Below are 14,294 nucleotides of genomic sequence, written 5' to 3'. Positions count from 1 at the left end.
GACGGCGGCCGGCGGGGGTAGCGTTCCGGCGTCCGGACGCCCCGGGGGGTGAGGCAGCTGCCCGACGAGTCGCGCGAGCTCCGCTCCCTGGAGGACGCGATCAGCGCCCTCGAGGGTCAGCGCGCGGTGCTCGGGGACGTGGTCGTGGACACCGCCCTGGCGCCGCTGGTCGACAAGCGCGACCGGCTGGTCGCGGCGGCCGTCGGCCAGCAGCGCAGGCAGGTCGTCGTCCTGTTCGCCGACCTCGTCGACAGCACCCCGGTGGCGACGCGTCTGGACCCGGAGGACCTGCAGCAGGTCATGAGCCGCTGGTTCACCGCGGCGCGGGCCGCGGTCGAGGACGAGGGCGGCGTGGTCGAGAAGTTCATCGGCGACGCCGTCATGGCCGTGTTCGGGCTGTACCGCTCCCGCGAGGACGACGCCGTGCGCGCGGTGCGGGCCGCCCTGGCCGTGCAGGCGGCGGTGCAGCGGCTCGACGCCGAGATCGGCGCCTCGCACGGGCTGCGGCTGCGGGTACGGGTGGGCGTGGACACCGGCGAGGTCGTCGTCACCGGCATGGGGGACCGGGCGGCGGGGGAGTTCCTGGCGGTCGGGGACACGACCAGCCGGGCCGCCCGGCTGCAGGCCGCCGCCGCCCCCGGGACCGTGCTGGTCTCCCGCGACACCGCCGACCAGGTCCGCGGGGCGTTCGGGCTGCGCCGGCTGACCGGGCTCCGGCTCAAGGGCATCGACTCGCCGGTGGACGCCTACGTCGTCGCGGGCGCCGACCGGGAGGAGTTCTGGCCGGAGGCGCGCGGGGTCGAAGGGGTCCGCACGCGCACCGTCGGGCGGGAGGAGGAGCTGGCGCACCTGCAGGATGCGTTCGGCGAGGTCGTCACCGGGCGCGGGCGGCGGATCGTCACGGTCCTCGGCGAGGCCGGCGTCGGCAAGTCCCGCCTGGTCCGCGAGGTCGAGGGCTGGCTGGCCCGCCTGCCCTCGGAGGTGTGGGTGCTGCGCGGGCGGGCCGCGCCGGCCACCCAGGGCGTCGCGAACGCCCTGCTGCGCAGCGTCTTCGCCGAGCGGTTCGGCATCCGGGGCACCGACGACCCGGGGACGGTCCGGCGCCGGTGGGCCGAGGGCTGGTCCCGGCTGCTCGGCGACGTCCCGGCGGTCGGCGGCGGGGGCGACCCGGAGTCCGACGAGCGGGCGGCGTGGACGGTCGCGGCCTGGCTCGGGTTCGGGCTCGACGAGCCGGGCCGCGCGGCGGTGGGGACGACCGACCCCGAGGTGCTGCGGCGGCGGGGGAGCGTCCTGGTGCTCCGGATGCTCGAGGACCTCGCCCTGCGCGCGCCGGTCGTCGTGCTGCTCGAGGACCTGCACTGGGCCGACGCCGCGAGCCTGGCGTCGCTGCAGGCGCTGGCGGACGCCCCGGGGGAGGGGCCGCTGCTGGTGGTCTGCACGGCGCGCCCGACGCTGTTCGACCGGCATCCGGACTGGGGCCGCCCCGGGTCGTCGCACGCGGTGCTGCAGCTCGCCCCGCTCGGCGAGGACGACGCGGCAGCCCTGGTCGGCGAGCTCCTGCAACGCGCCGAGCGGGTGCCCGACCGGCTGGTCCGCATGGTCGTCGACACCTCCGACGGCAACCCGTTCTACGTCGAGGAGCTGGTCACCTGGCTGGTGCAGGCCGGGGTCGTCGACACGCGGACCGACCCGTGGCGGGTGCGGGACGAGGCGGTGGGCTCGCTGCGGGTGCCCAGCACCCTGCGCGGCCTGCTGCAGGCCCGGCTCGACGCCCTCGACGGCGCCGACCGCGCGGTCGTCGGGTGCGCCGCCGTCGTGGGGCGGGTGTTCTGGGACGCCGCCGTCGAGCGGCTGTCCCGGTCGGTCCCCGGTGCCGCGGGGGAGGGCTCGCTGGACCGGCTCACCCGGCGGGAGGTCGTCCTGCCGCGGCCCCGGTCGACCTTCTCGGGCAGCCACGAGTACTCCTTCCGCCACGCCCTCGTCCGCGACGTCGCCTACGAGGGGGTGCTCCGGTCGGTGCGCCGCCGGCTGCACGGCCAGGCCGCCCAGTGGCTGGAGGAGGTCGTCGAGGAGAGCGGCCGCCCCGACGAGCACGCCGCCGAGGTCGCGCGGCACCACGAGGAGGCCGGCGAGCGTGCGGCCGCGGCCCGCTGGTTCCTCCGTGCCGGGCGGTACGCGGCCGCCGGCTACGCCAACGAGGACGCGCTGCGGCTGCTGGCCCGCGCCGAGGCCCTGGTGCCCCCCGAGGAGGGGGCGCTGTGGTCCGACGTCCTGCTCGCCCGGCAGACCGTGCTGGACCGGCTCGGCCGCCGGGAGGAGCAGCGCAGCACCCTCGACCGGCTCGCCGCGGCGCCGGGGCCGGACCCGGCGCGGCGGGCGGAGGTGCGGCTGGCCGAGGGCGGCTGGCTCTTCTTCCGCGGTGAGTACCCCGCGATCCCCCCGGTCGCCGACGCGGCGGCGGAGCTCGCCCGGCAGGCCGGCCGGCGCGACCTGGAGTCCGACGCGCTGATGCAGGGCGGCCGCAGCCTGGCCTACCTCAACGAGCACGACCGGGCGCGCGAGCTGCTCACCCGCGCGCTGGAGCTGGCCCGGGCCGTCGGCGACCACCGGCGCGCCGGCGAGACGCTCCGCCTGCTGGGGGTGGTCGCCACCAACCAGGGGCGCAACGAGGAGGCGCTCCAGGTGCTGCAGCAGGCCCGCGAGGAGCACCGCGCGATCCACGACGAGCAGGGGGAGGCGATGGTGAGCGGGCAGCTCGGCGCGCTGCTGGTCAACTGCGGCCGGCTGGACGAGGCGCGGGTGGCCTCGGAGCAGGCGCTGGCGGTCTTCCGGGCCAGCGGCCACCGCTACCGCGAAGGGGTCATGCTGACCAACCTGGCCCGGATCGCCATGGACGAGGGGCGGCTGGACGACGCGCTGGAGGACGGCCGGCGGGCCCTGGCCCTCACCGAGGAGATCGACGACGCCGAGGGCGTGGTGGCCTCGCTGCAGAGCCTCGGCGACAGCCACCGGCTGGCCGGTGACCTGCCCGCCGCCCGCCGGTACCTCGAGCGCGGGCTGGCCGAGAGCGACCGGCACGAGCTGGCGTACTTCCGGGTGCACCTGCTCGCCTCGCTGGCGGTGGTGGACCTGCGCGAGGGCGACCTCACCGCGGCCCGGGCCCGTGCCGCCGAGGCGCAGGAGGAGGCCGCGGGCTCCGACGTCCCGCACGCCGGCGTCCGCGCCGACCTGGTCGCCGGGATGGTCCGCCACGCCGCCGGGGACCGCATGGCGGTCGAGCCGCTGCGTGCAGCCGCGCGGCGTGCCGCCGAGCTCGACGTGCAGGCCGACCGGGTGGAGGCCCTCGGGCTCCTGGCCGGCGCGCTCCTGGAGGCCGGCGACCTGCCTGCGGCGCTCGCGCTGGTCGACGAGCTGCTGCCGGCCCTCGAGGGCGCGTACCCGCCCGGCGGCGTCGAGCACGGCCGGGCCTTCGTGGACGCCCACCGCGTGCTGGTGGCCGCGGGGGACCCCCGGGCGGGGGTGGTGGCCCGGTGGGCGGCCGACCACCTCGCCGGGTGGGCGGCGCGCATCGGGGACGAGCGCCTGCGCGCCGGGTTCCTCGCCACCCCGGTCGCCCGGGAGCTGTGCCGGATCGGCGGCGGCTGATCCGCTCCACCCCGCCCACCCCACCGCGACATCGGCGATGTCGGGCCCACCGGGCACGCTGCGGCCCGACATCGCCGATCTCGCTGGCGGGCGCGGCCCGCCGGCGCGCCCCGGGTCAGGGGATGCGGACGGGGTCCAGGTGGCGCAGCAGGGTCTCGCCGAGGTCGCGCATGGCGTCCACCTGCGCGGGGGAGAGCTGGTCGAACAGCTCCCGGCGCACCCCCTCGACGTGCACGGGTGCGGCGCCCTCCAGCGCGGCGAAGCCCTCGTCGGTGAGGACGGCGAGCTGGCCGCGGCCGTCCTCGGCGCACACCTGGCGGCGCACCCAGCCGCGCTCCTCCAGCCGGGAGACCGCGTGCGAGAGCCGGCTGCGGGAGGAGAGGCACCGGTCGGCGAGCTCGCTCATGCGCATCATCCGCTCCGGTGTCTCGGAGAGGGCGACGAGGATCTCGTAGTAGGCGTGCGAGATGCCGGTGCGGTGGCTGAGGTCGCGGTCGAGCCGGTCGAGCAGCAGCTGGGCGCTGTAGAGCCAGGCGCGCCAGGCCCGCTGCTCCTCCGGGTCGAGCCAGCGCGGCTCACCCGTGGGGAGGGACTCCGGCGACACCGACGTGGTCATGCCCCCAGAATACTGGCGGAATAGTCAAGCGCTCAACTACGCTTCAGGGCAGCGAAGGTCCAACGCTCAACCACCTGGGAGACACCATGACCAGCAGCAGCACCAGCGTCCAGATCCCCGGCTACATCGCCGGCACCTGGGACATCGACGCCAGCCACTCCACCGTCGGCTTCTCCGTCCGCCACATGATGGTCAGCAAGGTGCGCGGCTACTTCCGCGACTTCGAGGGCGTCATCGTCACCGCCGCGGAGCAGACCGCCTCGTCGGTCGAGGCGCGCATCAACATGGACTCGATCGACACCCGGCAGGAGCAGCGCGACGCACACATCCGCTCCGCGGACTTCTTCGACGTGGGCAACCACACCGAGATGACCTTCCGCTCCACCGCGGTGAAGACCGACGGCGCCGACTGGACCGTCGAGGGCGACCTGACGATCAAGGGCATCACCAAGCCCGTCGTCCTGGAGCTCGAGCTCAACGGCTTCGGCCCCGACGCCTACGGCGGCACCCGCGCCGGCTTCAGCGCCAAGACCGAGATCTCCCGCAAGGAGTACGGCGTGGACATCGACATGCCGATGGACGGCGGCGGCGTCGTCGTCGGCGACAAGATCAACGTCGAGCTGGAGATCGAGGCCGTCCTCCGCGCTGCCTGAGGAAGCGCCGCTCGGCTCCCGAAGAGGGGCCGTTCCAGCACGTCAACCGGGCCCCGGGCGGTTCTCCGCCCGGGGCCCGCTGTGCCGAACCACCGCTGGGCGGCGCGCGGCGATGTGGGTTCCTCGCGCACCGCTGACCTGCCAGGATCCGCCGGGTGACCAGCCCCGCCCCCCTCGCGCTCGCCACCGACGTCGATGGCGACGGCCCGCCCGTCGTCCTCCTGCACGGCATCGCCGAGGACCGCACGTTCTGGGCGCCCCTCGTCGCCCCGCTCCGACGTCCGCCACCGTGGTCCGGGTGGACCTGCGCGGGCACGGCGAGTCCCCGCTCGGGCCCGGCTACGAGCTCGCCGACATGGCCGACGACGTCCGGGCGGCCCTCGACGCCGCCGGCGTCACCGAGCCCCCGCTGGTCGTCGGGCACAGCCTGGGCGGCCTGCTCGCCGCGGTCTACGCGGGGCGGCACCCGGTCCGCGGCGTGGTCGACGTCGACCAGCCCCTGGCCCTCACCGCGATGCAGGCGCAGGTGCAGCAGGCGGCGCCGATGCTGCGCGGCGAGGGCTTCGAGCCGTTCATGGCCGGGATGTTCGACGCCATGCGCGGGGCCATGGACGACGACGCCCACGCGGCCCTGGCCGCCCGTCGCCGCCCCCGCCAAGAGGTCGTCACCGGCATCTGGTCGCCGCTGCTGGACCTGACCGGGGAGGAGCTCGGCGCCCTCGTCGACGAGATCGCCGCCGGCGTGCAGTGCCCGTTCCTGTCGTTGCACGGCCTGGACCCGGGCCCGGACTTCGCGGCCTGGCTGGCGCAGCGGATCCCGACGGCCACCGTGGAGGTCTGGACCGACGACGCCGGCCGGCCGCTCGGGCACCACCCCCACCTCATGGCGCCGGAGCGGTTCATGGCACGGGTGCGGGAGTTCTCGGCCGGCCTCGCCTGAGGTCCCGCGCGCCAGGGACACTGGGGGACATGTCGACCTCCGCCCTCTCCCGCGTGCCCGCCTCGCTCCTGGTCGCCGTCGGTCTCGCCGCCGGCTTCGGCATCGCGCAGGGCACCGGCGTCCGGGCGCTCGGCGGCGCGGTGTTCGCCGTCTGCGGGGTCGGGGCCGCCTGGATCGCCGCCCGCCGCCGCGGTCCCGTCGTCACCGCGGGCCTGGCCGCCCTCTACGTCGGCGCGTTCGTGCTGGCCCACGTGCTCGCCCTGGGGGCCGGTCTCCCGGCGTGGTTCGCCGTGAGTCTGGTCACTGTTGCCGCCGCAGGGGTCACCTTCGGGGTGGTCGACCGGTCGCGGGAGGCCGTCGCCACGCGCTGAGCACCTAGAGTGGGGGGAAGGTCGCGGCTCTGGTCGCTGTTGACCTGATGCCCGCGCGCGTCCGCGCGGCGCGCCCCCGAGCCTCCCGAGGTGCCCTTCCGCATGCCCACCCGCAACGACCTGCGCAACGTGGCGATCATCGCTCACGTCGACCACGGCAAGACGACCCTGGTCGACGCCCTCCTCCGCCAGGCCGGCGCGCTCGGCCGCGCCAAGGGTGAGGGCACCGACGCCGACACCACGCAGGACCGCGTCATGGACTCGATGGACCTCGAGCGCGAGCGCGGCATCACCATCCTCGCCAAGAACACCGCCATCCGGCTGGCCGACGAGGACGGCAACCCCGTCGTCGTCAACATCGTCGACACCCCCGGCCACGCCGACTTCGGCGGTGAGGTCGAGCGCGGCCTGTCGATGGTCGACGGCGTCGTCCTGCTCGTGGACGCGTCCGAGGGCCCATTGCCGCAGACCCGCTTCGTGCTGCGCAAGGCGCTGGGCAAGGGGATGCCGGTCATCCTCGCGGTGAACAAGACCGACCGCTCCGACGCGCGCATCGCCGAGGTCGTCGACGAGTGCTACGAGCTGTTCATGGAGCTCATGGAGGACGCCGGCCTGGACGCCGACGCCCTGGAGTTCCCGATCGTCTACTGCAACGGCCGCACCGGCCAGGCCTCGCTCAACCGGCCGGAGAACGGCACCGTCCCCGACAGCCCCGACCTCGCCCCGCTGGTGAAGACGCTGCTGGAGACCATCCCGGCGCCGAGCTACGACGCCGAGGAGCCGCTGCGTGCGCAGGTCACCAACCTCGACGCCTCCCCGTTCCTGGGCCGGCTGGCGCTGCTGCGCATCCACTCCGGTGAGATGAAGCGCGGCCAGCAGGTGGCGTGGTGCAAGGTCGACGGCACCATCAAGAACGTCAAGATCACCGAGCTGCTCATGACCGAGGGGCTCACGCGCACCCCGGCCGACAGCGCCGGCCCCGGCGACCTGGTCGCCATCGCCGGCATCGAGGACATCATGATCGGCGACACCCTCGCCGACCCGGCCGACCCGCGGCCGCTGCCGCCGCTGACGGTGGACGAGCCCTCCATCTCGATCACCATCGGCATCAACACCTCGCCGATCTCGGGCAAGTCGGGCAAGAAGCTGACCGCCCGGCTGATCAAGAACCGGCTCGACCAGGAGCTGGTCGGCAACGTGTCGGTGCGCATGCTGCCCACCGAGCGCCCCGACACCTGGGAGATGCAGGGCCGCGGCGAACTGGCGCTGGCCATCCTCGTCGAGCAGCTGCGGCGCGAGGAGTTCGAGCTCACCGTCGGCCGGCCGACCGTCGTCACCAAGGAGATCGACGGGAAGCTGCACGAGCCGGTCGAGCGCGTCACCATCGACACCCCCGGTGAGTACGTGGGCACCCTGACCCAGGCGCTGGCCACCCGCCGCGGCCGCATGGAGAACCTGGTGCACCACGACACCGGCTGGGCGCGGATGGAGTACGTCGTGCCGTCCCGCGGTCTCATCGGGTTCCGCACCGAGTTCCTCACCGAGACCCGCGGCACCGGCGTGCTCAACCACAACCTCGAGGGCTACGAGCCGTGGATGGGCGACATGCGCGCCCGGCCCACCGGCTCGCTCGTGGCCGACCGGCAGGGCGTGGCCACCTCGTACGCGATGTTCTCGCTGCAGGAGCGCGGCTCGATGATGGTCGCCCCGGGCACCGAGGTCTACGAGGGCATGATCGTCGGCGAGAACTCCCGCCCCGACGACATGGACGTCAACATCACCAAGGAGAAGAAGCTCACGAACATGCGGTCCTCGACCGCTGAGGAGCTCGAGCGGCTGATCCCCCCGCGCATCCTGAACCTGGAGCAGGCGCTGGAGTTCTGCGCCGAGGACGAGTGCGTCGAGGTGACCCCGGCCGCCGTCCGCGTGCGCAAGGTGATCCTCGACCAGAGCGAGCGCGGCAAGGCCAAGAACAAGAAGCCCAAGCCGAGCTGATCGCCGTCCCCGGCGTTTTGTGCACATTCCGCCGGGGAGGGCGCCACCCCTCGCGCACGCTCTGCCTCTGAGTGCACCTGCACTCAGAGGCAGAGCGCTGTCCGGCCCCCGTCTCACTCCGCCGCCCGGGCCTTTTGTGCACATTTCGACGGGGGTCGCGGCAACGTCGACGGGGGTCGCGGCGACGGCGGCGTGGTCGCGAGGTCACGAATCGTGATGACCGGCCGAGGCGGCGCGGCACGCCCGTCCCACGCTCCCCAGGAGTGGTGTGTCGCCGCACCTACGTTCTCCTCGGGGCCATCTGCCGTGGCCCGGGGACGAGTGGACGAGAGGCGGCCGACGCTCATGGCGACGATCACCCGTACGGTGCCGGCGACCGAGGGTTTCCGGGGTGGGATCGACGTCCGGGTGAGCCTGCGCGCCGACGCCGGGTCGGGCGGGTCGGCCTTCGACGGCGCCTGGTTCCCGCGCAGCCGCGACCTCGCCGTCGAGCTCCCCGAGCTCATCGCCGCCCTGGAGCGGCACGGCGTGCGGGTCGAGCGCTTCACCTACGCCCTGGACGCGTGGCAGCCCGCCCCCCGGAAGATCGAGGTGCTCGGCCGGACGGTGCGGGCCGGTGGCTTCCGGAGCATGGACCCGCAGGTCGTCTGCCTGACCTGGGCCGGGGGCAACCGCCGCGCCGACCTGCTGGTCGTCCCGCCGGAGACCGACGTGCTCACCGGCGCCCGGGCGCTGCGGCTGTGCACCCGCCGGGGCCTGCCCTCCTCGCCGCAGATGGTGCTCGCCGCGGCTCGCTCGACCCCGCTGCCGCAGGTGCCCACCCTGCCGGCGTCGCGCGCGGTCTAGCGGTTCGGCCAGCAGCGGATCAGCCCTGGGCGGATCCGCTGGACGCCGGAGGAGCGGCCGGGCTGGAGTGGCCCGCATGAGACTCCTCGTCCTCGGCGGCACCCAGTTCCTCGGCCGGCACGTCGTGTCCGCGGCCCTCGCGCGCGGCCACGACGTCGCCACCTTCACCCGCGGGGTGTCCGGACCGTCGCCGGAGGGCGCCCGGGCGCTGCACGGGGATCGCGACGACCCCGGTGCGCTGCCCCGGGCGCTGGGGGAGTGGGTGCCCGAGCTCGTCGTCGACACCTCCGCGCAGAGCCGCGCCGCCGCCCGGCACGCCGCCGCAGTCCTGGGCGGGGTGCGCGGCTACGCCTTCGTCAGCAGCCTCAACGCCTACCGCGGCTGGCCACCCGGCCCGGTGGGGCCCGAGGACGGGGAGCCCACCTGGGGCACTGCGGACGACGGCTACGGACCGGACAAGGCCTACGCCGAGCGGGTGATCGGCGCCAGCGTCGGCCGGGCCTTCCTCGCCGCGCGGGCCGGGCTGGTCGTGGGCCCGTACGACTACGTCCACCGGCTGGGCTGGTGGCTGGAGCGCATCCACCGCGGGGGCCGGGTCGTCGTCCCCGCCGAGGGGCTGGCGCAGCCGATCGCGCTGGTCGACGCCCGCGACCTCGCGGGTTGGCTGGTCGGGATGGCCGAGGCCGGTGCGGGCGGTGCCGTGAACGCCACGGGCCCGGCCGGGATGACCACGCTCGGCGGGCTGCTCGACCTCTGCCGCGAGATCACGGGGAGCGATGCGGAGTGGGTGCCGGTGCCCGAGGTCGACCTGCTCGCCGCCGGCGTCGAGGAGTGGGTGCACCTGCCGCTGTGGCTGCGGCAGGGGGTCGCCCGCACCGCGTGGGACGTCGACACGGCACGTGCCCGCGCCCTCGGGCTGCCCAGCCGCCCGCTGGCCGCGACCGTTGCCGACACCTGGGCCTGGCAGCAGGAGGACCACCGGCCGCGCTACTCGCCGAACGGCCTGCCCCGGCCGGGCCTCCCGCCCGATCTGGAGGCCGCCCTGCTCTCGTCGCGATGATCAACGGGCCCGGAGTCAGGTGGTGGTCGCACCGCCTCGATGAGGGGTGGATGCGCCCCCATCAGGTCCCCTTGTCACCGCGGCCCCGCCCAGGGGCTCGACCCGAGCCGGCGAAGGCTGAGGAGGGTGGGTGCGCTCAGTCGCGCGGGGCGCTCGGGCGGCCGGCGCCCACGGGCTCCTCGGCGCCCACGGGCTCCTCGGCGGGCACCGCGGCGACGACGTTGCGCTCGGCGACCTCCGCGACGGCGTCGGCCGACTCCAGCGCGGCGTCCTGCCGGTAGCGTCGGTAGGAGTGGACGACGGCGAGCACCCAGACGACCCCGAGGACGACGTAGACGACCGCGCTGACGGTGGCGCCGGCGCCGACCCACTCGCTGCGCAGGAGCGTGCTGGCGTTGGTGAGCACGATCATCCCGCCGACCAGGGACCCCAGCAGCCGCGGCGGGATGTGCCGCACCAGCCACGCGGCGATCGGGGCGGCGACCAGGCCACCGGCCAGCAGGCCGGCGACCCACAGCAGGTCGATCCCCTGCGAGCCCAGCGCCAGCAGGAAGCCCGCGCTGGCCGCCAGCGCGACGAGGAACTCCGAGGTGTCGATCGAGCCGATGACCTTGCGCGGCTCCATCCGGCCGCTGGCCAGCAGCGCGGGGGTGCCGACCGGACCCCAGCCGCCGCCACCGGTGGCGTCCACGAAGCCGGCCACCAGGCCCAGCGGGCCCAGGAAGCGCTTGCGGATCGGCTTGCCGACGTTGCGCCGGTCGATGCCGCGCAGGGTGAAGCGCACCAGGATGTAGGCGCCCAGCGAGACCAGGATCAGCGACATGACCGGGGCGGCGATCTCGGTCGAGAGCCCGGCCAGGAAGTGGGCACCGGCGAAGGCGCCGACCGCGCCGGGCAGGCCCACCCGCGCGACGACCTTCCAGTCGACGTTGCCGAACTTCCAGTGCGAGAGCCCGGAGGCGAGCGTGGTGCCGATCTCGGCGAGGTGGATCGTCGCCGACGCCGCCGCGGGGTTGGTGCCGATGGCCAGCAGCAGCGTCGTCGAGGTGACGCCGTAGGCCATGCCCAGGCTGCCGTCGACGAGCTGGGCGCCGAGGCCGGCGAGGGCGAGCAGGATCAGGGTCTTCACGGGGCTCTGACTCCGGGTCTCACGGGCGCGGACGCGCAGGGGCGGCCGCGTGGAGGGGGACGATACGGGTCCCGCCGGCTCGGCGGGGCGGAATCAGCAGCCCGGACAGGCAGCGGTGCAGACGCGCAGCAGGTCGACGTGCCGGCGGCTCACCAGGAGCAGCATCGTCGTCCGCGTCACGGCGGAATGTCTACCAGATCGATGCACTTATGCGCGCGCCCCGTCCCGGAGCGTGGGACGCCGGTGACGGAGGGGGCGAGGGGGGCGGCGCACCCGCCCGGCGGTCAGCTGTGCGCGGTGCCGCTGCGGCCGGTGTCCTCGCCCACCCGGGCCAGGGACTCGACGAGGTCGGCGCGCGCCCGGGCGACGCGGGACCGGATGGTGCCGACGGGGCACCCCGCGACCTCCGCGGCCTCGGCGTAGGGCAGCCCCAGCAGCTGGGTGAGCACGAACGCCTCGCGCCGGTCGGGGTCCAGCCGGGCCAGCAGGTCGGCGACCGCCGCGCTCTCGCCGACCGCGTCACCGGCGCCCGGCGGGGCCAGCACCTCGAGGTCGGCGGGCTCCCGGACCAGGGTCAGCCGCCGCCGGCGCCGCGAACGGACGGCGTCCGCGCAGACCCGGCGGGCGATGGCGAGCAGCCAGGTGCGCACCGAGGAGCGGCCCTCGAAGCGGTGCAGCGACCCGAACGCCCGCAGGTAGGTCTCCTGGGTGAGGTCGTCGGCCGAGCCGGGGTCACCCAGCGCCGCGCAGAGCCGCCAGACGTCGGTCTGCGTCTGCCGCACCAGGGTCGCCGCGGCCAGCGGATCGCCGGCGGCAGCCTCCGCGGCCGTGCGTGCCAGGTCGTCCATGTCCTCGTCAGGTGGCGGAAGTCCGGGGGTGTGGGAACCGGACGGCGCCCGGCGGAGACTAATGAACCATGTCCTGCCACCTGTGCCGAGAGGCGCTCTCCTCGCGTCTCGACGGCGAGCCGCTCGGGATGCCCGCCGAGGAGCTCGACGCCCACCTCGCCGGCTGCGCCGGGTGTGCCGCCTGGGCCGCCGCCGCGGAGCGCGTGACCCGCCGGGCGCGGCTGGCACCGGCCCCGGCCGTGCCCGATCTCACGGCGGCCGTCCTCGGCGCGCTGCCCCGGGAACTGCCCGGGGCGGGCGCGGCCGCACGCGCCCGGCTGGCGGACTCCGCGCTGCGCGTGGCGCTGCTCGTCGTGGGCGCGGCCCAGGCGACGCTGGCCTGGCCGCTGCTCGCCACGGGCGCCGGCGCGATGAGCGCGCCGGTGCACATGGCGCGCGAGAGCGGCGCCTGGAACCTCGCGCTGGCCGCGGCCTTCCTCGCCGTCGCCGCCGGCCCGCGGCTGGCCGCCGGCGCGCTGCCCTTCCTCGGGTCCTTCGTCGCCTTCCTGCTGCCGGTCACCCTGGCCGATCTGCAGGCCGGGCACGTGCACGCCGACCGGGCGCTGACCCACCTGCTGCTGCTGGCCGGCACCGTCCTGGTCGCCGCCGTCGCCTGGCGGGGCCGCCGCCGCGCAGCCCTCGCGGTCGCCGGCCGGCCGGTGACCGCGTGAGGCGCACCGCCCTCCTGCTGCTCCTGCTGGTCGCCGGCTGGTTCGGCGCGGGCATCGGAACCGCGGGCCCGGCGGCCGCGCACGCCACCCTGGTCGCCACGACGCCGGGGGAGGGGGCGCGCGTCGAGACCGCCCCCGACGAGGTGACGCTGGAGTTCACCGAGGGCGTGTCGCTGGGCGCCGGGTACGCCCGCGTCCTGGGTGCCGACCAGCAGCGGGTCGACGCCGGCAGCGCGACCGTGGACGGCGACGTCGTCACCATCCCGCTGCGCGGCGATCTGCCCGACGGCGGCTACCTCGTCACCTACCGCGTCATCTCCGCCGACTCGCACCCGGTCTCGGGCGCCTTCTCCTTCGCCGTCGGCGACGGGGAGCTCCTCGCCGCCGGCACCGCGGACGACGGGGCCGCCACCGACCCGGTCGTCGGGGCGCTGCTGCCCGTCACCCGCTGGGCCGGGTACGCCGGGCTCGCGCTGGCCCTCGGCGTGCCGGTGCTGGTGGCGGTCTGCTGGCCCGCGGGGCGGGCGTCCGCGCGGCTGCGCGCGATGGCGCTCGCCGGCGCCGCCGCCGTCGCCGTCTCCGCCGTCGTGGGCTTCCTCCTGCAGGGCCCCTACGCCGCGGGCACCGGGCTGACGGCGGTCGCCGACCCGGCGCTGCTGGCCGCGACGGCGGGCACGGGGGCGGGCTGGGGTGCGCTGGCGCGCGCGGCCCTCGCGATCGCCCTGCTGCTGGTGCTGCGCCGGTCGTGGCAGGCCGCGGACCCCGGGCGCGGTACGGCGGCCGCGGTCGCGGTGCTCGGCGTCGGGCTGGTCGTGGCCACCGCGGCGGTCGGGCACCCCGTCGCCGGGCCGTGGCCGGTCCTGGCCGTGCTGGTCGCCGCGGTGCACGCGGGGGCGATGGCGGTCTGGCTGGGCGGGCTCGCCGGCCTGCTCGCCGTCGCGGTGCGGCCCGGCGCCGAGCCCGGTGCGGTGGCCACCGCCCTCCCGGCGTTCTCCCGGCTGGCGTTCGGCGCCGTCGTCGCGCTCGTGGTCTCCGGGGTGGTGCAGTCGGTGCGCGAGGTCGCGTCGCCGACCGCCCTGGTGGAGACGACGTACGGCCGGCTGCTCGCGGTCAAGCTCGTGCTGGTGGTGGTCGTCCTGGCCGCGGCCGGGATCTCCCGCGTCTGGGTGCAGCAGCGGCTGGGTGTCCGCCGTCCGCGCAGCCGCACGACGACCGTGCACGCGTTCGCGGCGGGCGTGGCGGCCGAGCGGGCCGAACCCGCCCCGGAGGAGGTGGCGGCGGCCGCCGAGCGGGACCGGGTGCAGGCGGAGGCCGCCGCCGAGGACCTGCCCGCGCTGCGCCGGTCGCTGCTGGTGGAGGCGGTGCTGGCCGCCGTCGTCCTGGCGCTCTCGGCGGTGCTGGTCGCCACCCCGCCGGCCCGCACGGCGCTGGCCCAGCCGGTGGAGGTCGTGCTGCCGCTGCAGGGCAGCTCCGGCGCGTCC

12 protein-coding genes are annotated in these 14,294 nt (G+C 76.0%); 9 read left to right on the top strand and 3 right to left on the bottom strand.

Going from position 1 to position 14,294, the window contains the following annotated elements; all coding sequences use genetic code 11:
* Positions 1-48: 48 nt before the first annotated feature.
* Positions 49-3,645: an AAA family ATPase gene (locus E9549_RS12725; RefSeq protein WP_236826910.1), complete on the top strand. Its 3,597-nt coding sequence runs from the start codon at positions 49-51 to the stop codon at positions 3,643-3,645.
* Positions 3,646-3,760: 115 nt separating this feature from the next.
* On the opposite strand, the gene E9549_RS12720 is transcribed toward E9549_RS12725, so the two are convergent.
* Complete coding sequence (locus E9549_RS12720; protein WP_236826909.1) at positions 3,761-4,261, bottom strand: MarR family winged helix-turn-helix transcriptional regulator; 501 nt, start codon at positions 4,259-4,261, stop codon at positions 3,761-3,763.
* Between the two features lie 86 nt (positions 4,262-4,347).
* On the opposite strand from E9549_RS12720, the gene E9549_RS12715 reads away from it, so the two are divergent.
* From E9549_RS12715 to E9549_RS12690, 6 genes are all read left to right on the top strand, one after another.
* On the top strand, positions 4,348-4,914 hold the full coding sequence (locus E9549_RS12715) for a YceI family protein (RefSeq protein WP_236826908.1): 567 nt from the start codon (positions 4,348-4,350) through the stop codon (positions 4,912-4,914).
* A gap of 112 nt (positions 4,915-5,026) precedes the next feature.
* Positions 5,027-5,854: an alpha/beta fold hydrolase gene (locus tag E9549_RS12710; RefSeq protein WP_255715144.1), complete on the top strand. Its 828-nt coding sequence runs from the start codon at positions 5,027-5,029 to the stop codon at positions 5,852-5,854.
* Positions 5,855-5,883: 29 nt separating this feature from the next.
* Entirely contained in the window at positions 5,884-6,225 is a 342-nt protein-coding gene (locus tag E9549_RS12705; protein ID WP_236826906.1) for a hypothetical protein, read from the top strand.
* A gap of 102 nt (positions 6,226-6,327) precedes the next feature.
* A complete protein-coding gene (typA, locus tag E9549_RS12700; RefSeq protein WP_236826905.1) occupies positions 6,328-8,220 on the top strand; it encodes a translational GTPase TypA in 1,893 nt (630 codons plus the stop codon).
* 345 nt (positions 8,221-8,565) lie between these two features.
* Positions 8,566-9,066, top strand: a complete 501-nt coding sequence (locus E9549_RS12695) for a DUF5994 family protein (protein ID WP_236826904.1) — start codon at positions 8,566-8,568, stop codon at positions 9,064-9,066.
* A 76-nt stretch (positions 9,067-9,142) separates the two neighbouring features.
* Complete coding sequence (locus E9549_RS12690) at positions 9,143-10,126, top strand: NAD-dependent epimerase/dehydratase family protein (protein ID WP_236826903.1); 984 nt, start codon at positions 9,143-9,145, stop codon at positions 10,124-10,126.
* A gap of 136 nt (positions 10,127-10,262) precedes the next feature.
* Here E9549_RS12690 and E9549_RS12685 read toward each other — a convergent pair whose 3' ends face one another.
* Together E9549_RS12685 and E9549_RS12680 are read right to left on the bottom strand one after the other, a co-directional pair.
* Positions 10,263-11,255, bottom strand: coding sequence for a sulfite exporter TauE/SafE family protein (locus tag E9549_RS12685; protein ID WP_236826902.1), 993 nt, complete (start codon positions 11,253-11,255; stop codon positions 10,263-10,265).
* A gap of 284 nt (positions 11,256-11,539) precedes the next feature.
* Positions 11,540-12,103 (bottom strand): sigma-70 family RNA polymerase sigma factor, encoded by a 564-nt coding sequence (locus E9549_RS12680; RefSeq protein ID WP_236826901.1) that lies wholly within the window; start codon positions 12,101-12,103, stop codon positions 11,540-11,542.
* A gap of 68 nt (positions 12,104-12,171) precedes the next feature.
* On the opposite strand from E9549_RS12680, the gene E9549_RS12675 reads away from it, so the two are divergent.
* Together E9549_RS12675 and E9549_RS12670 are read left to right on the top strand one after the other, a co-directional pair.
* Positions 12,172-12,813 (top strand): zf-HC2 domain-containing protein, encoded by a 642-nt coding sequence (locus tag E9549_RS12675; protein ID WP_236826900.1) that lies wholly within the window; start codon positions 12,172-12,174, stop codon positions 12,811-12,813.
* Positions 12,810-14,294: copper resistance CopC family protein (locus E9549_RS12670; RefSeq protein WP_236826899.1), on the top strand; the 1,485-nt coding region annotated here is incomplete at its 3' end. The genes E9549_RS12675 and E9549_RS12670, both read left to right, overlap by 4 nt.

Source organism: Blastococcus sp. MG754426, assembly GCF_021699055.1.
Classification (GTDB): Bacteria; Actinomycetota; Actinomycetes; order Mycobacteriales; family Geodermatophilaceae; genus Blastococcus.
This window is presented reverse-complemented; position numbering and strand designations above follow the sequence as displayed.

Coding starts and splice junctions, on each gene's coding strand:
- E9549_RS12680 (WP_236826901.1), bottom strand. CDS start 12,103: ATGGACGACCTGGCACGCACGGCCGCGGAGGCTGCCGCCGGCGATCCG.
- E9549_RS12720 (WP_236826909.1), bottom strand. CDS start 4,261: ATGACCACGTCGGTGTCGCCGGAGTCCCTCCCCACGGGTGAGCCGCGC.
- E9549_RS12705 (WP_236826906.1), top strand. CDS start 5,884: ATGTCGACCTCCGCCCTCTCCCGCGTGCCCGCCTCGCTCCTGGTCGCC.
- E9549_RS12710 (WP_255715144.1), top strand. CDS start 5,027: ATGTGGGTTCCTCGCGCACCGCTGACCTGCCAGGATCCGCCGGGTGAC.
- E9549_RS12675 (WP_236826900.1), top strand. CDS start 12,172: ATGTCCTGCCACCTGTGCCGAGAGGCGCTCTCCTCGCGTCTCGACGGC.
- typA (WP_236826905.1), top strand. CDS start 6,328: ATGCCCACCCGCAACGACCTGCGCAACGTGGCGATCATCGCTCACGTC.
- E9549_RS12690 (WP_236826903.1), top strand. CDS start 9,143: ATGAGACTCCTCGTCCTCGGCGGCACCCAGTTCCTCGGCCGGCACGTC.
- E9549_RS12695 (WP_236826904.1), top strand. CDS start 8,566: ATGGCGACGATCACCCGTACGGTGCCGGCGACCGAGGGTTTCCGGGGT.
- E9549_RS12715 (WP_236826908.1), top strand. CDS start 4,348: ATGACCAGCAGCAGCACCAGCGTCCAGATCCCCGGCTACATCGCCGGC.